At 49.1% G+C, this 21,714-nt stretch carries 22 protein-coding genes; 10 read left to right on the forward strand and 12 right to left on the reverse strand.

Going from position 1 to position 21,714, the window contains the following annotated elements:
• Nucleotides 1-4: 4 nt before the first annotated feature.
• The 4 genes from CHU32_RS18440 to CHU32_RS18455 all read right to left on the reverse strand — a co-directional run bounded on the left by CHU32_RS18440 (nt 5) and on the right by CHU32_RS18455 (nt 3,857).
• Nucleotides 5-820, reverse strand: a complete 816-nt coding sequence (locus CHU32_RS18440; RefSeq protein ID WP_103676817.1) for a carbohydrate ABC transporter permease — start codon at nt 818-820, stop codon at nt 5-7.
• Nucleotides 817-1,560: a carbohydrate ABC transporter permease gene (locus tag CHU32_RS18445; protein ID WP_245880240.1), complete on the reverse strand. Its 744-nt coding sequence runs from the start codon at nt 1,558-1,560 to the stop codon at nt 817-819. Before CHU32_RS18445 ends, CHU32_RS18440 begins: the two co-directional genes overlap by 4 nt.
• Nucleotides 1,561-1,749: 189 nt before the next feature.
• Nucleotides 1,750-2,997 (reverse strand): ABC transporter substrate-binding protein, encoded by a 1,248-nt coding sequence (locus tag CHU32_RS18450; protein ID WP_103676816.1) that lies wholly within the window; start codon nt 2,995-2,997, stop codon nt 1,750-1,752.
• Between the two features lie 311 nt (nt 2,998-3,308).
• Complete coding sequence (locus tag CHU32_RS18455) at nt 3,309-3,857, reverse strand: helix-turn-helix domain-containing protein (protein ID WP_176691672.1); 549 nt, start codon at nt 3,855-3,857, stop codon at nt 3,309-3,311.
• A gap of 103 nt (nt 3,858-3,960) precedes the next feature.
• On the opposite strand from CHU32_RS18455, the gene CHU32_RS18460 reads away from it, so the two are divergent.
• Nucleotides 3,961-4,623: an AzlC family ABC transporter permease gene (locus CHU32_RS18460; RefSeq protein WP_103676814.1), complete on the forward strand. Its 663-nt coding sequence runs from the start codon at nt 3,961-3,963 to the stop codon at nt 4,621-4,623.
• The gene (locus CHU32_RS18465; RefSeq protein WP_103676813.1) at nt 4,623-4,946 is read left to right on the forward strand and encodes an AzlD domain-containing protein; all 324 of its coding nucleotides are present in this window, start codon (nt 4,623-4,625) and stop codon (nt 4,944-4,946) included. Before CHU32_RS18460 ends, CHU32_RS18465 begins: the two co-directional genes overlap by 1 nt.
• A gap of 251 nt (nt 4,947-5,197) precedes the next feature.
• Here CHU32_RS18465 and CHU32_RS18470 read toward each other — a convergent pair whose 3' ends face one another.
• The 7 genes from CHU32_RS18470 to CHU32_RS18500 are packed head-to-tail and all read right to left on the reverse strand — an operon-like array spanning nt 5,198 to nt 10,026.
• Nucleotides 5,198-5,758 carry a P-loop nucleotide/nucleoside kinase family protein gene (locus tag CHU32_RS18470; protein WP_103676885.1) on the reverse strand — a complete coding sequence of 187 codons (561 nt, stop codon included), beginning with the start codon at nt 5,756-5,758 and terminating at the stop codon, nt 5,198-5,200.
• Nucleotides 5,758-6,195: a PTS sugar transporter subunit IIA gene (locus CHU32_RS18475; protein WP_103676812.1), complete on the reverse strand. Its 438-nt coding sequence runs from the start codon at nt 6,193-6,195 to the stop codon at nt 5,758-5,760. Before CHU32_RS18475 ends, CHU32_RS18470 begins: the two co-directional genes overlap by 1 nt.
• 9 nt (nt 6,196-6,204) lie before the next feature.
• Nucleotides 6,205-6,471, reverse strand: a complete 267-nt coding sequence (locus CHU32_RS18480) for a hypothetical protein (protein ID WP_103676811.1) — start codon at nt 6,469-6,471, stop codon at nt 6,205-6,207.
• A gap of 60 nt (nt 6,472-6,531) precedes the next feature.
• Nucleotides 6,532-7,374 (reverse strand): class II fructose-bisphosphate aldolase, encoded by an 843-nt coding sequence (locus CHU32_RS18485; protein WP_103676810.1) that lies wholly within the window; start codon nt 7,372-7,374, stop codon nt 6,532-6,534.
• Nucleotides 7,361-8,728: a PTS sugar transporter subunit IIC gene (locus CHU32_RS18490; protein ID WP_103676809.1), complete on the reverse strand. Its 1,368-nt coding sequence runs from the start codon at nt 8,726-8,728 to the stop codon at nt 7,361-7,363. The genes CHU32_RS18485 and CHU32_RS18490 overlap by 14 nt, the downstream gene beginning before the upstream one ends.
• On the reverse strand, nt 8,721-9,035 hold the full coding sequence (locus CHU32_RS18495; protein WP_103676808.1) for a PTS sugar transporter subunit IIB: 315 nt from the start codon (nt 9,033-9,035) through the stop codon (nt 8,721-8,723). Before CHU32_RS18495 ends, CHU32_RS18490 begins: the two co-directional genes overlap by 8 nt.
• A gap of 10 nt (nt 9,036-9,045) precedes the next feature.
• Nucleotides 9,046-10,026: a 6-phosphofructokinase gene (locus CHU32_RS18500; protein ID WP_103676807.1), complete on the reverse strand. Its 981-nt coding sequence runs from the start codon at nt 10,024-10,026 to the stop codon at nt 9,046-9,048.
• 495 nt (nt 10,027-10,521) lie between these two features.
• Here CHU32_RS18500 and CHU32_RS18505 point away from each other — a divergent pair, with 495 nt between their 5' ends.
• Genes CHU32_RS18505 through CHU32_RS18520 form a run of 4 tightly spaced genes read left to right on the forward strand, consistent with a single transcriptional unit; the run spans nt 10,522 to nt 15,227 of the window.
• Nucleotides 10,522-10,968, forward strand: a complete 447-nt coding sequence (locus tag CHU32_RS18505; protein WP_103676806.1) for a PTS fructose transporter subunit IIA — start codon at nt 10,522-10,524, stop codon at nt 10,966-10,968.
• Between the two features lie 10 nt (nt 10,969-10,978).
• Nucleotides 10,979-12,421 carry a PTS fructose-like transporter subunit IIBC gene (locus CHU32_RS18510; protein WP_103676805.1) on the forward strand — a complete coding sequence of 481 codons (1,443 nt, stop codon included), beginning with the start codon at nt 10,979-10,981 and terminating at the stop codon, nt 12,419-12,421.
• Nucleotides 12,411-13,472, forward strand: coding sequence for an aminopeptidase (locus CHU32_RS18515; RefSeq protein WP_103676804.1), 1,062 nt, complete (start codon nt 12,411-12,413; stop codon nt 13,470-13,472). Before CHU32_RS18510 ends, CHU32_RS18515 begins: the two co-directional genes overlap by 11 nt.
• Before the next feature lie 9 nt (nt 13,473-13,481).
• On the forward strand, nt 13,482-15,227 hold the full coding sequence (locus CHU32_RS18520; RefSeq protein ID WP_103676803.1) for a putative frv operon regulatory protein: 1,746 nt from the start codon (nt 13,482-13,484) through the stop codon (nt 15,225-15,227).
• A gap of 42 nt (nt 15,228-15,269) precedes the next feature.
• Here the strand turns inward: CHU32_RS18520 and CHU32_RS18525 are convergent, their stop codons facing one another.
• Nucleotides 15,270-16,346, reverse strand: coding sequence for a YiiG family protein (locus CHU32_RS18525; protein ID WP_103676802.1), 1,077 nt, complete (start codon nt 16,344-16,346; stop codon nt 15,270-15,272).
• 407 nt (nt 16,347-16,753) lie between these two features.
• Here CHU32_RS18525 and CHU32_RS18530 point away from each other — a divergent pair, with 407 nt between their 5' ends.
• The 4 genes from CHU32_RS18530 (at nt 16,754) to CHU32_RS18545 (ending at nt 21,703) form a co-directional block, all read left to right on the forward strand.
• The gene (locus tag CHU32_RS18530) at nt 16,754-19,357 is read left to right on the forward strand and encodes a sigma 54-interacting transcriptional regulator (RefSeq protein ID WP_103676801.1); all 2,604 of its coding nucleotides are present in this window, start codon (nt 16,754-16,756) and stop codon (nt 19,355-19,357) included.
• A gap of 177 nt (nt 19,358-19,534) precedes the next feature.
• Nucleotides 19,535-20,017 (forward strand): PTS sugar transporter subunit IIA, encoded by a 483-nt coding sequence (locus tag CHU32_RS18535; RefSeq protein ID WP_103676800.1) that lies wholly within the window; start codon nt 19,535-19,537, stop codon nt 20,015-20,017.
• The gene (locus tag CHU32_RS18540; RefSeq protein ID WP_103676799.1) at nt 20,014-21,192 is read left to right on the forward strand and encodes a glycoside hydrolase family 88 protein; all 1,179 of its coding nucleotides are present in this window, start codon (nt 20,014-20,016) and stop codon (nt 21,190-21,192) included. The genes CHU32_RS18535 and CHU32_RS18540 overlap by 4 nt, the downstream gene beginning before the upstream one ends.
• 13 nt (nt 21,193-21,205) lie before the next feature.
• The gene (locus tag CHU32_RS18545) at nt 21,206-21,703 is read left to right on the forward strand and encodes a PTS sugar transporter subunit IIB (RefSeq protein ID WP_103676798.1); all 498 of its coding nucleotides are present in this window, start codon (nt 21,206-21,208) and stop codon (nt 21,701-21,703) included.
• Nucleotides 21,704-21,714: the final 11 nt, after the last annotated feature.

The raw sequence follows: 21,714 nt of genomic DNA on the forward strand, positions 1-21,714 counted from the left end.
CAGGTTATTTAACCGACCCCAACATTCCTTGTACAAACTGTTTTTGCATGGCGAAAAACACAATTAACGTGGGTAACGTCGCCAGGATCGCTGCCAGCATAATTACGCCAAAGTCAGGCGCGTATGCTGAGCCAAGCGATGAGAGCGCTAAAGTAAACGTTTTTTGTTCATTGGATTGCAGTATAATTAAGGGCCACAAATAACTATTCCACGCGGTCATAAAAGCAATAATAAACGCCGCCGCATAGGTAGAACGCATCACCGGAACATACACAAATAAAAATATCTTCCACTCTTTCAGACCATCGACTCTGGCCGCATCACGTAAATCCGCAGGAAAGGCCTTAGAACTTTGGCGAAAATAGAAGATCAGATATACCGAAGCAACGGTGGGTAAAATAACCGCCATATGCGAATCTACAAGGTCGAAGGTTGCCATTAAAATAAACAACGGAATCATCATCGCCGCAAACGGGATCATCATGGTCAGCAGTAGCCCCTGATAAATACGTTCTCTGAACCGGGAGCGGAAAATCTCAAAACCATAGCCTGCCATTGAGGAGACCAGCAACGTGAGTATGGTGCCGACAATAGCTATCTTGCCGGTATTCCAGAAGAGCAGACCAATATCAAAGGTCTGGATAAATTTCAGGTAGTTATCTACCAGGGCAGCACCAAAAAACACTTTTCCTTTGATAATATCAACGCTGGTATTTGTCGCCCCAATGACCATCCACAGGAAGGGAAAAATGGAAAGGAAGGCGGTTAATGCCAGCAGAAAATAGATGACTGCCTGCCGAATAAGGCGCATACGGATCATACAGTGCGCTCCCTTGCTAACCAGAACTGGATCACTGCCAGAATCGCCACCATGAACACAATGAACCAGGATACCGTTGTCGCATAACCAAAATTGGGGACGAATTTGAATGACAAATTATAAATATACATTGAGAGGGTCAATGTGCTGTCTGCCGGGCCGCCGAGAGTGATGTTCATTGATTCATCAAACAGTTGTAGCGTGCCAATCGTCGAGGTCACTGTCGTGAACAAAATCACCGGTTTCAGCATGGGGATAGTAATCGAGAAAAACTGTTTTGCTGGCGATATTCCATCAATGCGCGCAGCTTCATAAATAGATTTATCGATATTTTGCAGGGCGGCCAGATAGAAAATCATGTTATAGCCTGTCCATCGCCAGGTGATCGCCAGAATAATAACGACTTTGGCCCAGAACGGATCGGTAAGCCAGGAGATAGGCTCGCCGATAATCCCCATCGCATCCAGCAGATGATTAACTACACCATCGTAAGAAAACATGCTTTTGAATAATACTGAATAAGCCACCAGCGATGTTACGCAAGGAAGAAAAATGGCCGTGCGCCAGAACCTTCGGGCACGCAGGCCAGGCATATTCAAGGCTGACGCCAGAATTAACGCCAGCAGGATCATGACGGGCACCTGCACAATCAGGAAGGTCATGGTATTGGTTAAGGCTTTCAGAAAAATGGGGTCGTTCGCTAAGCGCAGGATATTGCCAAATCCCACGAATTTAATCATAGCGCCCTGTCCCGAATGAAACGAAAGCCAGAACGATTTTACGACCGGATACAAAATGAAGATGCCAACTAATAGCAAAGCCGGTAGAACGAAACCCCAGCTATTAATCGACATGACACGTCTTTTTCGTGAAGCGATCATCAGCAGTACCTCAAATATAGGGCGGATTTGCATCCGCCCGGATATAATTTACTGGATCTGAGTTTTGACCTGCTGCTCAATATTTTTCAAAATGCCATCAACTGGCGCGCCGTCTTTCAGGGCTGGAAGCTGTGCGCCTACCGCCGCATCGGCCTCATAGGTATACATGCCATAGTTAACAGCCGGGATAACCTTCAACCAGTCGCTGAACGTACTCCAGATGGGGGTATTACCAAAATAAGGATCGGGTTGTTTGTACGCTTCACCCTCACGAGAATTGAGGTTCGATCCCATTGCTCCATTTTTATGCAGAATGTGCTGATAAAAATCGATGTTATTAACGTAAATCTCATTGAGGAATTGAATCGCCTGCGCTTTTTCCGGACTACTCTCCATCACATACCAGCTTGATCCCCCGAGATTTGAAGCGTGAGTCGCTCCCTCAACCGTTAGCGCCGGGATGGGCGCAACGTTCCACAACCCGGATTGCTTCGCTTCGGCCTTGATTGAGCCAGTTGCCCAGACGCCCGTAACAACGCTTGCCACATCTCCCCGGTTAAACGCCCCTACCCACTCAGCCCAGCCAATGACCGGCTTAACAATGCCTGAGCGGGTTAGCTTTGCCTGCGTTTCAAGCGCCGCTTTCAGTGCCGGATTACCAACAATATCCAGGTTGCCCGCTTTATCAAAGTACCAGCGCCCCGCCGACTGCATCATGACCCGAATTAACCCGGCGTCGTTCGGGTCAATCGCCATCATTTTTTTACCTGTCTTTTCTTCGACTTTTTTACCTATTTCTATAAATTTATCCCACGTAATATTTTGTAGATCTTTGGCGCTATAACCCGCTTGCTCAACCAGATCCTGACGGTAATACCAGACCGTTACGCCAGTGTCGAACGGCACACCATAGGTTTTTCCCTCAATGGTCATCAAATCGACTTTATATTTTGCAAAGCGCGTAAAATCAATTTTGCCGTTGAGAGGTGCAAATGCGCCAGGGAAGGAGCGTAAATATTTGGGCGCATTATAATCCTCAACCAGCACGATATCCGGCAGCGCTTTTGTCATCCCCGATGCCAGCATGGTTTGCAGCTTTTGCTCAAGATCGGCTTTGGCCAGGTCAACAATATCAAATGTCACCTCTGGATGCGTTTTCTGATAAATCGCGGCAGCATCCTGCATAATGGCGACGTTATAATGTGGGTCCCAGGACCAGATGGTAATTTTTTCAGCCTGAGCCGCAAAGGCGGCGCACAACACTGAAGCGGCGACTAATATTTTTGTTTTATTCATAGGTAGAGTCTCTTTTGTCATTAATCGGTTTTTAATAGCAGTCCCTGAACCTAATCAGGTGATTTTTAAATACATCGCGCTTTAAACATTCATATAAAAAATAATTATGCTTTCCGGTTCGATAAACGGGCGAACGCCTCCTGAAGACGCGAAATGCGTCTTTTTTCTCATAAACTGGACAGCGTTATCGTTGATCCGAAACGTTTCCGATCACAACCGAAACGTTTTGGTATTGTGATCGAGCTATAAAAAATTCGTGGCAGATGACCAGGACGTGATGGCGCAGGACCATCGTTATTGCAGGAAAGAAATCAGTTCTGCTCGGCGACCAGAATAGCCTGGGTATCCGGCTCCAGCGCTTTGAAAACATGGGGCTGGTCACCCGGATAACAAATGTAATCCCCTTCATTTAACTCTTCTGGCGATTCAGTTAACCCTACCAGTGCCCGGCCCTGGGTTACGATAATATGCTCAACGGACCCTGAAGGATGAGGATGCGAAATACGATCGGCACCGGGCTGGGTCAAGAGCAGATAGATATCACGGCGTGCGCCCGGCGGACAGGTTGCCAGTAAAACGGCCTGATAATGCGCCTGCTCCGCCACCACTTTGGTGCCTTCTCCGCGCCGGATCACCTGGGTTTGATGCTGCTGCGGTTCAAGCAGACGGGCAAAGGGAATATCCAGCGCCACGCACAGCGACCACAGCGTTTCCAGGCTAGGATTACCGTTGCCTGATTCCAGTTGTGAAAGCGTTGATTTGGCGATCCCGGCCCGCCGGGCAATTTCTGCCAGCGACAGCCCGGTTCTCTGGCGCTCCCGAACCAGACTTTTGGCAATGGTACTAATTGGCTGCGTCATAAAACCGCTCCACTGTTTCATATAACGAACGTAACGTTCGCCTTGAAAAACGATAGTAATGTGTTCATTATAATGGATACCTGTTCGTTATGGCGATAATAGTATGTCTTTCCCTCTTTTTTCCAGCCTGAAAGGCGACACCTTAAAAGCGATATTTCTGGTTTGTCTGGCCGTCGGCGTGGTCGGCGCGTCCTACGGATCGCTGGCGATGGCCTATGGCTTCCCGCTGTGGCTACCGCTGCTACTTTCCATCGTCGTGCTGGCAGGCGCGTCGGAATTTATGTTTATCGGTATAGTCGCCAGCGGCGGTAATCCACTGGCGGCAGCGGTAGCGGGACTGCTGGTGAATGCCCGGCATTTTCCGTTCGGCGTTACCGTTCGCGATCTGGTCGGAAAAGGGGTCATGAGTCTTATCGGATGCCATATCATGAATGACGAGAGCGTGGTTTTTGGATTGTCTCAACCCACGCCGGAGCAGCGTAAAGCCGCCTTCTGGCTGTGCGGCATCGGCGTCGCGCTATTCTGGCCAGTGGGCACGCTATTAGGGGCGGCGGTGGGCAAACTGCTGCCTGCGCCGGAGACGATTGGACTGGATGCGGTGTTTCCCGCCATCCTGCTGGCGCTGGTTCTCCCGGCGCTTAAGAAAAAGACTACCCTGATCCGCGCCGCCAGCGGGGCGGTAATCTCACTGGCCGCTGTGCCTTTTGCACCAGTGGGTCTGCCGGTATTGCTCTCCCTGCTGGGCTTAGCGGCGAGGAAAAAATAATGGCTAATTACACGCTAATCCTTACCGGTGTGGCCATCCTGTCGATTGGCACATATCTAATGCGGCTGGGAGGAGCGAAACTCGGCAATCGTCTGACTCTTTCCGAACGCTCGCAGGCGCTGCTTTCTGATGCAGCAACGACGCTGCTCTTCTCGGTGGCGCTGGCGACCGCCCTGTATGAAGGTGGACACTTCGCGGGCATGGCGCGGGTACTGGGCGTGGCGTTTGCAGTCTTTCTTGCCTGGCGTAAGATGCCGTTGATTGTGGTGATCGTCGCAGCGGCCATCGTCACTGCGCTGTTACGACTGGCAGGAATTCAATAAAAGCGCCCGCAGGCGCTTGAGGTTGATGACAAGCTGTTTTACTACTGTGCTCGCCGTTTTGCCGGGTGGCGGCTTCGCCTTCCCCGGCCTACGAAAACAATAAACATCAACACGTTATGCGTAACCCGTAGGCCTGTGCAAGCGAAGCGCCGCCAGGCATAATCCCACGGTATAACGTTTGTCAGCAATCTGAAGCGCCCGCAGGCGCTTTTGATCAGGAACACATTAACAATGTGCGGCTTGCTCTTCGCTTAAACCGCCTGCGCTACGTAAGAAGCGATCCATTTCGTCAGTTCGGTTTCATCGTATCCACGGTCCTGCTCAATATGATAAACAGGTCCACATGCCATCGGTTTGGCGTTGTCGGCAAGCTCTGCCAGCTCGGGTAAATACTCCTTACCCGGATGGCCTTGCGGACGAGTGTCAAGTCGTTGGGCGTAGCGGGCAACCGCCGTGTCTGCCGAAATCTGATTCCAAATCTCCAGCGCCTGCGTTACCCCGGCACGGGCCAGATAATGCAGGAGTGTTTCCCGGGACTGGAAACCAAACCAGGCATCAATCACAAATGGATATTCCGCAGGCCCGCTTGCCACAATTGACCAGATCACCTCATAAGCCGCCAGTCCCAATTTACGATTAAATCCACGATCGATGTTCGTAAATTGCGCCATAAACGGTTCTTTGATGCCATCAATCGTGAGTAGCGGTAAGGTAAAATGGCTGGCTATCTGCTGAGCAACCGTACTCTTACCTGAAGCCGGTACGCCGTTAACCAGAATTACCGTTTTGCCTTTTGAAAGAGGTTTAACCATCATAATATTGCTATAACCTCCTCGCGACTGCGTGCGGCACGCAATTTTGCCATCGTTTCATCATTATCAAGCAGATGAATAATGGCGCGAATGCCTTCATCAATATGGGCATTGCTATTCTCAGCACCAAACATAATGACAATATCCGCCGCTTCGCTTTGGGCAAAGCGTACTGGCGTAGTCAGCAGAACCAGACTAAAACAATTACGTTTTACACCGCTTTCGGGCCTGGCATGCGGCATAGCTACTCCTTCATCAAAAACGTAATAAGCGCCATGAGTTAAAGTATTCTCTATTACGGCCCGACCATACGACGCCTCCAGATAACCGTTTTCGACAAGTGGCTTCGCGGCAAGATAAATCACTTCTTGCCAGTTCGTCTCACTTATTCCTACCTGAATAGCATCAGCTTCGATGAGTAAATCTTTGATTGTCATCTGTGCTCCCTAAATATTACGCCGAATAATATTACGCAAATTATCAATTCGAAGAAAGAGATCATCCACCCTGTGACGCCAGGTCTCACTTTTGGCAAAGCATGTTAATGCCCGGTTATACGTCAGCATTAGTTTTTTCTGTTGCTCAGTATCCTGAGGAAATTCAGCCAGTTTAGCTTCCAGAACATCTATTTCATCTGAAATTAATTTTGCCTGTTGATCCTGAGCTTCAGCAGAAAGCTTTTCATTTTTCGAAGACTTTAACGGATTAAACATAAATGCATCCCGCTCCGGCGATGCCGGAATATAAAGATAAAATAATTCCTGATAACGATGTTATTTAAACAAAGAGATTTTCTCTACTAATACCCGGGTAACAGCATCGTTGGCTGGAATAAGGAATTTACGCACGCTATCGTTTACTTTGCCTTTATCAAAAGTCGATTTACATTGTGCGACCCATTGCACATTCATCTCGGTACCCACGTTGACTTTATTAATGCCCTCGGTCACGGCCCGACGCATATCGTCATCGCTGACTCCTGTCCCACCATGCAACACCAATGGTATTTGTGTTGCTTCACTAATTTCCGCCAGACGCTGATGTTGGATCTGTGCTTTCCCGGTATAAAGACCGTGAACGGTCCCCACGGATACTGCCAGCATATTCACCCCGGTTTCATCTACATATCTTTTAGCATCTTCAACCGTAGTGAATGAGATATGTTCGGCGGCCGTGGCTTTACCATCTTCTGCACCACCGATGGCACCCAGTTCTCCTTCGACACTAATATTAGACTGACGCGCAATATTTATGACCGCACAGGTATTTTTAATATTCTCATCAATACTTAAATGCGATCCGTCATACATGACTGAGCTGAACCCTGCATCAATGGCAGTCTGGATATCTGAAATATTTGAACAGTGGTCCAGGTGCAAACAGGTGGGTACGTTTTGACTCTCTGCCAGAGAGCAGACAGAATCAACTAATAACCGATAGCCAAGATATTGTGCGGTTCCCGTTGAAATTTGGATCATTAACGGGCTATTGGTTTTCTGCGCCGCTTTAAAAAATGCAGGCAACATTTCAAGACAATGCAAATTAAACGATCCAACGGCTTTGAACTCGCGTGTTTTAGCAATATTATATAACTCATTAAAATTATACAGACCCATGAACTTTACCCTCTTCAGATTTAACAGCTTTCCCATTAACAAACCAGGCGATGACGCCGACAAAAATAATAAACAGCGCAACCAGTAGCCAATTACCCTGGAATGCATGACCCAGTACCAACCCCGAACTGATTACATCGGAATCGCTGAAAGTCACGCCGGTAAAACCATAACTTTCCAGCATTGGAACCAGAATCGCAGGTAAGAAGGTGATAAACAGACCGTGTACTACCCCGCCAATAATCGCGCCGCGACGACCTCCCAGTGCGTTACCGAAAATACCTGCGGTCCCACCGGCAAAGAAATTGGTTAACAATCCCGGCAAAATCATGGCCAGCCCAAACATAGGGAAAACTAACATTCCGATAATTGATCCTGCTGTTGTCGCCAGAAAACCGACAATGACCGCATTAGGCGCATAGGGAAAAAGTACCGGGCAATCTAAAGCCGGTTTGGCATCCGGTACAATTCGCATCGCTATTCCCCTGAACGCCGGAACCAGTTCGTTAAGCAACAGACGTACGCCGCTGTAAAGAACGAAAACGCCAGCAACAAACTGAATTGATTGCATAAAGGCATACATCAGATAGTTCATGCCATTGGCATAGTTCGCTATAAACTCCGGACCAGCGGCCAGCGCGGGGATTAAATACATGGGGATCATTACGACCGCCATTGACAGATAGGTATCCTGCAAAAACTTAAAGTTATCAGGTAACTCCAGATCCTCCGTTGAACGAGAACCTTTACCGACCACCTTCGCTACCGCAGCCTGTACCAAATAACCTATGGTGCAAAAATGCCCCAATGCCACGTCATCAGAATCGGTAATGCGCCTGACGACCGGTTGCGCCAGTGCTGGCATTAATACCGCCATTACGCCGCCAAAAATGCCACCGGTCAGGATCAAGGGCAGCCCCGTTAGCCCGGCCTTATAGCCAATTACTGCGCCAATCGTCGCCATCCATAGCAATGCCTGGCCGGTTAGAAAGATATATTTAAAAGGCGTTAGTCGGGCAATGATGATATTGACAGCAAAAATAACCATCAGGGTGAGTGCAACTTCAGAGCCCAACTCCCGGTTCGCCAGCCCGGCAATAGCCGCCACGTCAGTAATATACCCTTTCATACCAAAACCCTGGGTAAAAATGGTATTCAGGAAAGTGAGTGCGGCAACAATGATATTTATCCCGGCCATCATGATGAGAAAGCCGAGGAGGGTTTTAAATGTACCCTCTGCCGTTTTACCTGGAGATTTTTTTTGTAGAATCAATCCCAGCATGGCAATGAACGCGACCAAAATAGATGCCTGGCCAAGCAGATCCTTAACAATAAATTCAACGATACTATTCATGATCGGCGACCTTCATGTTATGGAGAGTTAAAAAGGCGAGGATTTTCTGCTCAATTTCCTCTTTATCTGTAAGCTTATTAAGTACAACTACTCGTTTGATTTCATCTTCACTGGCATCGGCTGTTAAAATGTCAGCAAATGTTTTCTGTGTAAGGATCATGTCAGATTTAAACGCATTCGCCTCTGAAACTGTGGTATGTTCGACCTGCGCCGGAATTTCCAGTTTCTTCAACACTGCTTTTGCGCTCATCTCAATTGCGAAGCTGGAGCCTAAACCACAGCCGCATACACAAAGGACCTTAAGCATAAAAATCTCCTCAAATAATATTGAGTTGTTTGGCTAATTTATAATGATGCCCTTCTGGGTCAACCAGTCTTTTTTTCATACTGATTAAATCTATTGGAATGGGCTTATTACTATGATTAATAATAATAGCTTTGTTTTTCATACCGGACTGAATACAGCGCACGACTTCATTCGCCATAATTGTGCCCTGATAAATTTCCTCGCAGGTTGGATCGCCGTTACGCAATCCGAAACCAATAATGGTTTTACGTATCCTTACTCCAATCTTAGGTTCAAGTTGTTTGATCATCGTGTCAATTGCCCCCTGAAATCCAGGAGAATACTCCTTGGTATAGCCCTCAGAGCATAAAACTATTACGCTATTCTGCTTCGCCAGACGTTCACGAATACGCCGGGCCAGAACTTCCGGTGGGATTTGGCATTCAGGGATAAGCGCAATATCAGCATTACTCTTAATCGCTGATTGCAGCGTCAATTCACCACAATAGCCGCCCAGAAGCTCTACCATAAATACGCGGCCTGGCAGTGCCCGTCCGGTATTTCTCAGCCTGGAAACCTCCTTAATGATCTGCTCACAAGCGGTTGAAAAACCAATCGTATAATCGCTACCATAAACATCGTTATCAATCGTCATGCCGACACCAAAACAGTTCACATCAAATTCACTTAATATATTAAGAAACTGTAATGAACCGTCTCCGCCCGCCATGATGAGAACATCTATCCGTAACGCACGTAATTTTTTGCTGATTTTCTCATATTCACTACGTACCAGTTTACGCGTAGTTCTTCCGGACGTAATGACGGGTATGGCGGCGACAGAAAAATCGACTAAGTCGCGCCAGCAAATATTTTTGTGATCGTTTCCCAAAAGGCCAGGAATACCTCCATGAAATAATGTTATTTCTGCCCCTGAAACTCTTGCCACCTGGAATATAAAATTATTAATGCCGGTAACATCTCCTCCGCTAATAACAATGCCAATTTTCATTTTTAATCCTCATTGATGCTTTGCTGTAAATATTTTTCCCAGAGTTCAAGCTCTGTATTTGCAACGGACATCACAAAGTGGCGATAAAGTACGAGTGCAAAGGCATTGACAGCAGGACACAACACTCATTTATTGTGATTAAAATCACATTAATGATTGAAATACTTTTGCTGGGAATTCATAAATAAACAATGAAAATCAGCAAGTTATTTCTTTGATATGGAAAAACGTGTTTTTTATGCTCTTTGCACTATCCACACGGAAAATGACATCGCCATTTTGTGACTTTTATCGCATTTTTATCCAAATAATAAGCGCATAGGCCATAACTTTTCCGTCTTCCTGATTTACCCAACCAGGGAAATTGTGTTCACCCTCACAAAACCGGCCTGTTGTTTATCAGGAAATTGTCATAACCACCGGACATATTTTGGCTCAGCACATACCTTTTCGCCGGGTACTATTACAAGAAAGATTTTTTAATGGAGTAAATAAATGGCGACAATTACCCTAAGCTGTATTGACCTCAACATCCCCGGCAACAGCGCCTATTCCATTCTGAAACAACTGGCGGAAATGGCCTGGCAAAACGGCTATATCAGCGATCGGGGCACATTCCTGCAAACGCTGTTGCTGCGTGAAAAACTCCATTCCACCGGTTTTGGATCGGGTGTTGCCGTTCCGCACGGCAAAAGCGCCTGCGTTAAACAACCGTTCGTGTTATTCGCCCGTAACTCACAGGGGGTGGAGTGGAAAGCCAGTGATGATCAGCCCGCGACCTGCTGGATTTGTCTCGGTGTACCTCAGGAGGGCGAAGAAGATCAGGTCAAAATGATTGGTACCCTGTGCCGTAAAATCATCCACGCCGACTTCATCGACCAGCTTAAACAGGGCGATGCACAGCAGATCCTCTCTCTGTTAACCCATACCCTGAATCAATAAGGAGGCGCTCATGGAAGCCTTACGTCTCGTTGCTATCACCAACTGTCCGGCCGGTATTGCCCACACTTATATGGTGGCGGAAGCACTGGAGCAGAAAGCCCGTACGCTGGGACATACCATCAAAGTAGAAACCCAGGGCTCCAGCGGGGTGGAAAACCGATTAAGCGATGCTGAGATTGCGGCGGCGGACTACGTCATTCTGGCCACCGGACGCGGTCTGAGCGCGGAAGATCGCGCACGCTTCGCCGGAAAAAAAGTGTATGAAATCCCCATCTCCCAGGCGCTAAAAAATATTGACCAAATTTTTACGCAATTGCCGACACATTCACAACTTTTTGCCGCTGATAGTGGCGTTAAGCTGGGAAATCAGGAAGTGCAGAAGGGAAGCGTGATGAGTCACTTGATGGCGGGCGTTTCCGCTGCTCTCCCCTTTGTGATTGGTGGCGGTATTTTGGTTGCCCTTGCGAATATGCTGGTGCAATTTGGCCTGCCCTATACCGATATGTCGAAAGGCGCACCGTCATTTACCTGGGTGGTAGAATCCATCGGTTATCTCGGTTTCACCTTTATGATCCCGATTATGGGCGCTTATATCGCTTCCTCTATTGCTGATAAACCTGCCTTCGCCCCCGCATTTCTGGTCTGCTATCTGGCGAATGATAAAGGGCTGCTCGGTACACAGTCCGGCGCAGGTTTCCTCGGTGCGGTCGTACTGGGACTGGCCGTCGGCTACTTTGTGCTTTATTTCCGTAAAGTCCGCCTCGGTAAAGCGCTGCAGCCTTTGTTAGGGTCAATGCTGATCCCGTTTGTCACGCTGCTGCTTTTCGGCGTACTCACGTATTATGTCGTCGGCCCGGTGATGTCCGATATTATGGGCGGCTTACTCCACTTCCTGAATACCATTCCACCTTCAATGAAACTCGGTGCTGCATTTTTGGTTGGCGCAATGCTGGCTTTTGATATGGGGGGTCCGATCAACAAAACAGCGTGGTTTTTCTGCTTCTCGCTGCTGGAAAAACATATTTACGACTGGTACGCCATTGTCGGCGTGGTCACGCTGTTGCCACCGGTTGCTGCCGGTATCGCTACTTATCTCGCGCCTAAGTTATTCACGGCGCAAGAGAAAGGAGCCGCCAGTAGCGCCATTGTGGTTGGCGCAACCGTCGCTACTGAGCCCGCCATTCCGTACGCTCTGGCCGCACCGCTGCCAATGATTACCGCCAACACTCTCTCTGGTGGTATTACCGGTATGTTGGTTATCGCTTTTGGAATCAAACGCCTGGCCCCAGGATTAGGTATCTTCGATCCTCTGATTGGCCTGATGTCGCCGGCAGGTTCGTTTTATCTGGTACTGGCGATTGGGTTGGTACTCAACATTAGTCTCATTATCATCCTTAAAGGGATGTGGCTACAACGTAAGGCCGCGCAACAGGAGGTTGCCCGTGAACACTGATTTACTTCGTAAACTTTGCGATGCCAGCGCCGTCAGTGGCGATGAGCATGAAGTACGCCAGGTACTGATCCAGACGCTGGAGAAGGTCGCTGACGACATTACGTTTGACGGTCTGGGCAGCTTTATCGCCCGTAAAGGCACTCGCGGGCCTAAAGTCGCCATCGTCGGCCATATGGATGAAGTAGGCTTCATGGTGACGCATATTTGTGAGAAAGGATTTCTTCGCTTCACGACGGTAGGTGGATGGTGGAGTCAGTCAATGCTCAACCATCGTGTGACGGTACGCACGCGCGATGGCCAAAAAATCCCTGGCATTATCGGTTCCGTTGCGCCTCACGCACTGACGGACAAACAAAAGCAGCAGCCACTGACGTTTGATGAAATGTTTATTGATATTGGCGCAGGCAGCCGTGAAGAAGTTGAAAGTCGGGGTATCGCGATCGGTGATTTCATCAGCCCCGAGGCCAATTTTGCCCGCTGGGGTGAGGATAAAATCGTCGCTAAAGCGCTGGATAATCGGGTGGGCTGCGCGCTGATGGCTGAGTTATTCCAGACGGTGAATAACCCGGACATTACGCTCTACGGCGTGGGTAGCGTGGAAGAGGAAGTCGGACTCCGCGGTGCGCAAACCTCCGCTGAGACCATTAAACCGGATGTAACTATCGTGCTGGATACTGCCGTTGCTGGCGACGTTCCCGGTATTGATAGTATTAAATACCCATTGAAGCTGGGTGACGGCCCCGGTGTCATGCTGTTTGATAAGCGCTATTTCCCAAATCAGAAATTACTGGCCCTGCTCAAGCAAAGTGCTCTGCGTAGCCACGCCCCACTTCAGTTTGCCACGATGAAAACCGGCGCGACCGACGGTGGGCGCTATAACGTAATGGGCGGCGGCCGGCCTGTCGTCGCACTCTGCCTGCCCACGCGCTATCTTCACGCCAATAGCGGTATGATCGCCGGCAAAGACTACGAGGCCGCGCTGACCATGATCCGTGAACTGCTCATGTCGCTGGATGAACAGCACGTTCAGGCCATGAAGGATTTTCGCTAAGGACTGATTATGCTTAACGAACGCCAGCGTGCTCTGCTCGATCTTCTTGAACAGCAGCCCGGTTCTCTTATTGAGCTGGCGCGGGTCACTGCGGTTTCCGGTCGCACTGTCTTACGCGACATTGATTATATTAACTTTACCCTTAGCGGGACGGCGCATATTCAGGGGGCGGGCAGTTCAGGCTATCGGTTAGAGATTTTTGATCGCCGCCGTTATTTTCAGCTACTGCAACGGCATGATAATGATGATCGGTTGCTGGCGCATCTGCTGATTAATGCGTTTACCACCCGCACCCAGCTCGCTGAGGCCCTCAATTTACCAGAGGCGTGGGTGGTCGACAGACTGCCGCGCCTCAAGCTACGTTACGAACGCGCCTTTAACTTGCAAAGCCGCCCTGGCGTAGGTCATTTTATTGATGAGCCGGAAGAAAAACGCATTATTCTGCTGGCCAATTTACTAAAAAAAGATCCCTTTATCGTGGCATTACCGGGTGTCACAGCAGAGGTCGTCGATGCGCTGTCGGAAATTGACAGTGACAATTTACAGCTCTCATTGATTCCAGGCGATTATATCGCAAGTATCGTGCTGGCCGTCTACGCACTGCGCCAGCGTCTGACCCACCGCTGGCCTGATAGTCAAAATGAGACATTACGCACGGCTATCGAACACGCGGGATTGTACCTGGGTAAGGAAGCGTTAAACACGTTAAACGGCCTGCTGGCTCGTCATCAACAGCATGCCAGTGAAGTGACATCCGCCAGTATTGAGGCATTGCTACTGTCTCTGCCTGATATCGTCCGGCTTAATATTATTGATACGCCCCTGGTGGATGATTTAACTGGCCACATCCTGCGCTGTACTGCTGCCCCCGTCTGGCTATCAGAAAACCGTCAGGGCAGCCTGAATAACCTTAAAGCCGCCTGGCCTGCTGCATTCGATCTCAGCCTGCATTTTATTAACCGGCTTAGTGAGCAGTACGATATACCGTTATTTGACAGTGACCTGGTCGGCCTGTATTTTGCCTGTGCTCTTGAGCGTCATCAGAATGAACGCCAGCCGGTGATCCTGCTTTGTGAGCAGAACGCCATCGCCACCATCAACAAACAGGCTATAGAGCGAGACATTATCAATTGCCGGGTTATTATCGTGCATTCGCTGGTGGAGCTGCGCAATACCTGCGCCGAGATAGAGCCGCTACTGATTATTAATAACAGCCACTTTTTCCCCGATGAATCCCGGTATCATGTACTGGTTATCAAAAATATTATTACCGCAGCCGGAATAAATCAGATTAAAGATTTCCTCGCCTCAGCATTTATTCGACAGCAACCGGAGCGCTTCTTCCTGGCCGAGGGAAGCTTCCATTATGACAACGCACCGGATGAATCATGGCAGATAATAATCACGCGCATCTGTGAACGGCTGGTAATAAATACGCATTTAACGGCAGATGAGGCTGAGCGTATTTGCCAGCGTGAGCAAGAAGGTGAAAACCTGATTGTGAACCGGATCGCCATTCCCCACTGCTGGAGCGAACAGCAAACGCGTTTTCGCGGTTTTTTTATCACGCTGACTTCAGCAATCCAGGTCAACGGAGAACCGGTCAACCACGTGCTGATTACTTGTGCCAGTTCCAGCGCCCGGCATGAACTGAAAATTTTTAGTTACTTAGCCAGCGTGTTGTATCGTTATTCCGGTGAGGAGGTTATCGCGCTGAACGGGTATGAGGCGTTTATCGCCCTGTTGCGGGAATAGCCATGCGCCCGGCGGCATGCGCCACCGGGCAGGGTGTAGTAATTAATGCAGACGGTTGTAGTCATCCACCATTTCGTTATAGCTCTTCAGTGCAGCGGGATACGAGCCTTCGACCATCCAGCCCGCATTGGCATCGGCAATCCACTCCCGTTCTTGTTCTGAATAGGGTTCTTTGTCCCTGATGCGACGGATATATTTCTTGGCGTTAAGCTGATAGTCCTCAACGGAAGAAATAAAGCTCCCCATAGAAATATTGGGCTGGGCTTTATCTTTCGCTTTAAGCTCTTCAGTGATTTTCTCCAGCGCATTAAGCTGCTTCATAGCTGTTTCAGGGTCAAATTTGTCTTCTTTGATAATACTGTCGACTTTCTGCGCATCAATCATGATCGCCAGTTTATAATAATTAACTGACTTACCTTCGCTTTGCTCGATGGCGTTTAAATGCGCAATCTGGCGTTCGTCATCCACTTTTTTAATGGCTGCAGCATAAGCGCTGGAGGCAGGTTTAAAGGCTTCCCAGTTTTTTAACAGGGTCTGGTGGAGCGCCTTGCCTTGCGCAAACGCGTCGTCTTTATAGTTTTCCTGCTCATAATACTTATCAATTTCGTTAATCGTGTTGGCGATGTCTACCGCGCTGGTCACGAACGCCGTTGCCGCCTCATCCATCCCTTCAAGCGCAGGGGTTAATTTTGCCACTTCAGGGATCTGCTTCTGGCACTTCGCAATTGAGGATTCGGAGACAGAATAAATACCGTAAACAATGCTTTCCCTTCCGGTCGGACCGGTGTGGAAATCTTTCAGCCAGCTGGCATAACGGTCGATGCTGTGAAAAATCGAGAGCTGCAAATCATTGTAGCAATCAATATACGTATTCATCTTCTCGTCATAGATAACGTCTTTATCTGCCTGCACCGCCGGTGCGGTTTGCTCAGTTTGCGCTGGCGCATCATCTTCTGCTGCTGTGTCTTTCGCTGGTGTCGCGGGCGCTTCAGTAGTCTGAGCGGGCGTGCTGCTGGCGGCGGCTGGCGCAGCTTCGGCTTTATCCTTATCGTCACAGCCGGTGAGTCCCGTTGCCATAAGAGCAAATACAATTGCTGATGCTAATAAACTCCGTTTCATAAAATTCCCAAAGCAGTAATAAAAGATAACGTATCATCGTCCAGGCTTTTATTAAAATCAACCTCAGGATTAAAAATCACGCAGGGTTATAATTAGAAATGAATTATATAGGTGAATATATACAGCAGCCGATAATTCTATAGCAGCATACAGTGGGCGCATGCTGATAATGAGTTTTTTTGCATATCCTGTTTCAGTTCATCTCACAGCAACGAGGAGGGAAACCTCCAGGCATGCCTGTGACATAAGCCCGGCAAGGTGGATTGCGAAACGCATCACATAATTATCAAAACATCATTTCATTTTCCAGAATAAGAGCGGAAAGTACTAGTGTCTAATCAATTTATTAGTGTCTAGCGTCTAATTTATTTCGACGCTATTTTCTACTCTATCCAGGATATTGAGTCATGGCGCTGTCGGCGAAAGAAAAATTGTTCCACAAAATCCTCACGCATTATGCTGAAAGTGCTTCAGGATTCACAGCTCAGGACTGTGCCGATTTTATCAGCGTGAATCGTAGTGTGATTAGCCATTACCTGAACCGCCTGTGTGAAGATGGCCGCTTAGTGAAAGAAAATACCCGACCGGTGCGCTTTTATGTCCGTCATAGCGGCCAGGACGCACCAGTGCGTGCCTGCATAGTGTCGAAAACCGAGGACGCGTTTCTGAATTTGATTGGCGCTCAGGGAAGTCTGAGCGAGGCGGTATCGCTTTGTCGTTCAGCGGTAGACTATCCTGGAGACGGCCTGCCTGTGCTGCTGTCCGGCGAAAGCGGCGTTGGGAAAAGCTACCTTGCCTCGCTGATATATCAGTATGCGGTAGAACGTCGCGTTATTGCTGCTGATAAACCCTTCGTTGAACTTAACTGCGCCGACTACGCCAATAATCCCGAACTGCTCTCTGCAACGCTTTTCGGTTATACGCGTGGTGCATTTACCGGTGCCGACCGTGAAAAGCGCGGTGCATTTGATGATGCCGATGGCGGCTTCCTGTTTCTGGATGAAGTGCACCGTCTGTCAGCGGAGAACCAGGAAAAGTTATTCCTGTTTATGGATAAAGGCTACTTCTACCGTCTTGGCGATAACCGTACCCGCCACCCGGCCTCGCTACGCTTTATTTTCGCCACCACTGAAAACATCGACACGGTGCTACTCAATACCTTCCGTCGTCGCATCCCCGTTCGCGTGACATTACCGAATTATCTCTCCCGTCCGCTTAGCGAACGTGTCGCGCAAATCCTTCATTTTCTGCGCCAGGAGGCGCGTAGTCTTCAACGAGATATTCACCTGGACAATCAGTTAATGCATCAACTGGTGATATCGCCGGTACGCGGTAATATTGGCGAGCTAAAAAACCAGATCAAAGTCATGTGCGCCAGCGCGTGGAGCGACAATCGCGAGGCTGAGTTCATTACGCTTTACACGCCCCATTCAACCGGTGAGGTGCTGGTTGTCTCCGCCCATGACCGCGACAGGTTACCGGATATTAGCGACCTGTTGCCAAAAGCGATGCGCGACGACGTCATTTTCCGTGATTTTTGCCATAGCGGTAATGTGTTGCTGCTCAATCGAAAAATGGAGCAGTGGCTGACCACTATCGGCGGTCTGGTCCCGGCTGAAGCCCTGTACAGTGGCTATATCTGGCAAAATACCATGCACGCGCTTAATGAACTGGAGACCCAGACCGGGATTCAGTGCAGCCAGGAAATCCGTAAAGCGATATGGCTATGCCTGAGCTACGCATTACACATGCCGCAGGACACCGCCACGCTTGCTGAGCTACAAAGCATTTCCGACTACGTTTCCGGTAAGGCGCGTTTACTGGCAGAAGAGTGCGTTGCTTTGTTGACCAGACACGTCGTTAATCAACCTCTACCGTTATTGCTGCCGCTGCTAAGTTGCGCTTTTCATACCCTGGCGGGTGAAGACGATCATATTCAGGGCATTATTGTTTCGCATGGGCGGTCTACTGCATCCAGTATTGCTGCCGTCGCTAACCAGCTTACCGGTGGCTATTATTTCAAAGCGTTTGATATGCCCAACGCAACCTCAACACGTGAAATTATTGACCTGTTGATCGCCCATCTTTCCCATCTCACCCAGGGCGCAGGATTAGTTATCCTGGTTGATATGGGATCGCTCAAAGAAATTTATGAGGAGATTAAACGCCATCTGCATGGTGAATTGCTGGTTATTAATAACGTCAGCACCGCCATGGCGCTGGATATCGCATCCAAAATACAGGATAAGCTGTCGATGGCGGACATTATTGACAGTGCGAAAGGTGCATATGACGTGGAAACCCGCTATTACGCGGGCGTGATGCCGGGCAACAAAATCATTATATCCTGCATTTCTGGCGAAGGTATTTCCCACAAGCTCAAAGACATTGTCCAGCGCTATCTGGCGCAGGAAGACATCGATATCATGACGATGGAATATGACGATCTTAAGTGGAAAATCGCCCATTCAGACCCGGCACTGAACGGTACGAGACTGATTATCACCACCACCGATCTGGAGGCGGGCTATATTCCACTGCTCAGCGTCGAACAACTGATCAAAGAGAAAACCCTCATACTCAAGCGCGATTATTTCAGCGGCCTGCTGACAGAAGGCGGGCTGGAGCCAATGATTGACGAGGTTGTGAAGCTCTTTACCGTGGAGGGCGTCGCCAGCCGTCTGAGCTTTCTCAATCCGGTGGTAATCATTGATGAGGTCGATGCCGTCATTAAACAGTATGAAGCGTTTTATAAAATCCATTTTGAAAGTTATCTGCGCATTAATCTCTTTATGCATATTGCGCTGATGATTGAACGCGTAATGGTTAATAACGGCGTGCGTCATCGGGAGGAGGCAGAATTAACGCTACAGCAACAAGCGTTTGTTGCCGTACACGATACCTTTTTCCAGGCACTGAATCGCAAATACCATATCACTCTGCCACTTACTGAAGTACTGATGATTTATGAAATCATGGAGCCATGGATTGCCACCGACGCCAGCTGGTAATTCCCGCTGCCAGTGCACGCTGGCGGCCACCTTCGACACTACCTTCATGGCCGTAATTCAACACTATTCTCAGCGTCCATAAATTAATTTTTATCATTGAAAATCAAACAATTAATAAAATGGCACAGCAATTGCTATATCTCTGACATACCACTAAAAATGATTAAGGAACGCAAAATGCGAGAGATGTATATCGCAACTCATGGCCGCTACGCCGAAGGAATAATCTCCGCGCTGAATCTGCTGATTGGAGACGATCATGACGTACAGCCTCTCTGTGCATATTGCGGTGAAATTGGCTCTACGGCAGAACTGGCCATCCGTTTCGAAGACATTGCCCGCCAGGCAGCACGTCGCGGCAACGAACTGGTTCTGTTTACCGACATGCCCGGCGGTAGCGTTAATAACACCGCGGTACAGATGATGGTCAACTATCCGCATGTCCACGTCATCAGCGGCGCGAACCTGATTATGCTGATGGAGTTTTGCATGTCTGAGCATGAAGAAACGGCAGCACGCTTGCAGGATGCCATCGCTGCCGCCAGCGGCGCAATGCAGTACATGAATCTCATACCTGAAATCATCTCGGCGCGTCAGTCGGTGCAACCCGCCCCACAGAACGATGTTGATGATTTTTTTAGCCAGGAGGAAGGATTATGACCGTTACCCTGGAAACGCTTGATGCTCGCTATAACATCCCACAGCCAGCTCTTAGCCGCAGCTGGCTATGCGAGGCGATGGCCGACGTCCTGAACCAACTGGACGCCATGCTGCCACGCTTTACCACAACGTTTCCCGCCGCCAGTGCAAGTAAAGGTCGTTATCCCGCAGTGGAAAACGTCGACTGGACTGAGGGTTTCTGGACCGGCATGTTGTGGCTGGCCTGGGAAGTGACTGGCGATGATAAATACCGGGTGGTCGCTGAACGTCTTATCGACAGTTTTGAAGAACGGCTGGATAAAAAGATCAAAGTTGATACTCACGATCTGGGTTTCCTTTACCAGCTCTCATGCGTCAATGCCTGGAAGTTGACCTGCAACACCCGTGCACGCGGCCTGGCCCTGCGCGCTGCCGACCTGCTTTATCAGCGCTTTAACGCCACAGCAGGCGTTATTCAGGCCTGGGGAGACCTTAGCGATCCGGCGCGTCAGGGGCGAATGATTATCGACTGTAACCTCAATGTGCCGCTGCTGTTCTGGGCCGCCGATGAAACGGGTAACAGCGCGTATCGTGAAGCGGCAGTCCGCCATCTGGCGCAAGCGGCACGTTATCTGGTACGCGATGATGCCTCGACCTTTCACACTTTTTATATGGACATTGAGAACGGTCAGCCATTGCGTGGTGACACCCACCAGGGTTTTAGCGACAGCTCATGCTGGGCGCGCGGCCAGGCGTGGGGGATTTACGGTTTCGCTCTGGGTTTTCACCACACCGGCGATACCACGCAGCCGGAGCTGGCTCGTCGGTTAGCCCATTATTTTCTTAACCGTTTACCTGAGGATTACGTGTGCTACTGGGATCTGATTTTTACCTCCCAGGATAACGCGTTTCGCGATACCTCAGCGGCCGCTATTGCCGTTTGCGGGCTGGCAGAGCTACTCAACATTCTTCCGCTGACCGATCCGCTACGCCCGGCCTACCACAACGCGATTAAATTAATAATGCGTAATTTATCTACCCATTATTTTGCCTCTGCGCAGGACGGCCTACTGCGGGAAGGGGTTTATAACTTTGGCCGCCATATGGGAATTAATGAACCCAATCTGTGGGGCGATTATTTTTATTTCGAAGCCCTGGTTCGCCTTTCCCGCGTCTGGACACCCTACTTTTGCTAACTGGAGCTACACCATGATTTCTTTAGTTCGTATTGATGATCGTCTTATTCACGGCCAGGTCGCCGTGGTCTGGACCAAACATCTTGGCGTCAATCGTATTCTGGTTGCCAACGATCAGATTGTGAATAACGAGGTACAAAAGATGTCGCTGCGCATGGCAGCACCGGATACCGCGAAATGCGCGATTATGGCGGTAAAGGACGCGAGCGATGTACTTAATGATCCGCGTTCAGAAAGCATGAAAATAATGGTTATCGTTAATAACGCAACCGATGCCCGTCGTCTGATCGAGCAGGTTCCGGGAATAAAAACGCTAAACGTCGCTAATTCGGGACGCATCACCGATAACCTGGCGGCAAAAAAACGCATTAGCGATACCGTCTATGTCACGCCGGAGGATGTGGCGGATTTTAATGCTATCGCCAGTCGCGGTGTGAAAGTTGAATACCAGGTTCTGCCCTCTCATCCAGTGAAAAATCTGATTGAGATGCTGGATAACGCCGCCAGTTAAGCGAGGTCATC

Origin of the sequence: Superficieibacter electus, assembly GCF_002915575.1 — a bacterium.
GTDB lineage: Bacteria > Pseudomonadota > Gammaproteobacteria > Enterobacterales > Enterobacteriaceae > Superficieibacter > Superficieibacter electus.

What these genes read in the sequence shown, in the direction of transcription:
- CHU32_RS18440 (WP_103676817.1), bottom strand. Translation starts at nt 820, where the DNA reads ATGATCCGTATGCGCCTTATTCGGCAGGCAGTCATCTATTTTCTGCTG.
- CHU32_RS18445 (WP_245880240.1), bottom strand. Translation starts at nt 1,560, where the DNA reads ATGATTAAATTCGTGGGATTTGGCAATATCCTGCGCTTAGCGAACGAC.
- CHU32_RS18450 (WP_103676816.1), bottom strand. Translation starts at nt 2,997, where the DNA reads ATGAATAAAACAAAAATATTAGTCGCCGCTTCAGTGTTGTGCGCCGCC.
- CHU32_RS18455 (WP_176691672.1), bottom strand. Translation starts at nt 3,857, where the DNA reads ATGACGCAGCCAATTAGTACCATTGCCAAAAGTCTGGTTCGGGAGCGC.
- CHU32_RS18460 (WP_103676814.1), top strand. Translation starts at nt 3,961, where the DNA reads ATGTCTTTCCCTCTTTTTTCCAGCCTGAAAGGCGACACCTTAAAAGCG.
- CHU32_RS18465 (WP_103676813.1), top strand. Translation starts at nt 4,623, where the DNA reads ATGGCTAATTACACGCTAATCCTTACCGGTGTGGCCATCCTGTCGATT.
- CHU32_RS18470 (WP_103676885.1), bottom strand. Translation starts at nt 5,758, where the DNA reads ATGGTTAAACCTCTTTCAAAAGGCAAAACGGTAATTCTGGTTAACGGC.
- CHU32_RS18475 (WP_103676812.1), bottom strand. Translation starts at nt 6,195, where the DNA reads ATGACAATCAAAGATTTACTCATCGAAGCTGATGCTATTCAGGTAGGA.
- CHU32_RS18480 (WP_103676811.1), bottom strand. Translation starts at nt 6,471, where the DNA reads ATGTTTAATCCGTTAAAGTCTTCGAAAAATGAAAAGCTTTCTGCTGAA.
- CHU32_RS18485 (WP_103676810.1), bottom strand. Translation starts at nt 7,374, where the DNA reads ATGGGTCTGTATAATTTTAATGAGTTATATAATATTGCTAAAACACGC.
- CHU32_RS18490 (WP_103676809.1), bottom strand. Translation starts at nt 8,728, where the DNA reads ATGAATAGTATCGTTGAATTTATTGTTAAGGATCTGCTTGGCCAGGCA.
- CHU32_RS18495 (WP_103676808.1), bottom strand. Translation starts at nt 9,035, where the DNA reads ATGCTTAAGGTCCTTTGTGTATGCGGCTGTGGTTTAGGCTCCAGCTTC.
- CHU32_RS18500 (WP_103676807.1), bottom strand. Translation starts at nt 10,026, where the DNA reads ATGAAAATTGGCATTGTTATTAGCGGAGGAGATGTTACCGGCATTAAT.
- CHU32_RS18505 (WP_103676806.1), top strand. Translation starts at nt 10,522, where the DNA reads ATGGCGACAATTACCCTAAGCTGTATTGACCTCAACATCCCCGGCAAC.
- CHU32_RS18510 (WP_103676805.1), top strand. Translation starts at nt 10,979, where the DNA reads ATGGAAGCCTTACGTCTCGTTGCTATCACCAACTGTCCGGCCGGTATT.
- CHU32_RS18520 (WP_103676803.1), top strand. Translation starts at nt 13,482, where the DNA reads ATGCTTAACGAACGCCAGCGTGCTCTGCTCGATCTTCTTGAACAGCAG.
- CHU32_RS18525 (WP_103676802.1), bottom strand. Translation starts at nt 16,346, where the DNA reads ATGAAACGGAGTTTATTAGCATCAGCAATTGTATTTGCTCTTATGGCA.
- CHU32_RS18530 (WP_103676801.1), top strand. Translation starts at nt 16,754, where the DNA reads ATGGCGCTGTCGGCGAAAGAAAAATTGTTCCACAAAATCCTCACGCAT.
- CHU32_RS18535 (WP_103676800.1), top strand. Translation starts at nt 19,535, where the DNA reads ATGCGAGAGATGTATATCGCAACTCATGGCCGCTACGCCGAAGGAATA.
- CHU32_RS18540 (WP_103676799.1), top strand. Translation starts at nt 20,014, where the DNA reads ATGACCGTTACCCTGGAAACGCTTGATGCTCGCTATAACATCCCACAG.
- CHU32_RS18545 (WP_103676798.1), top strand. Translation starts at nt 21,206, where the DNA reads ATGATTTCTTTAGTTCGTATTGATGATCGTCTTATTCACGGCCAGGTC.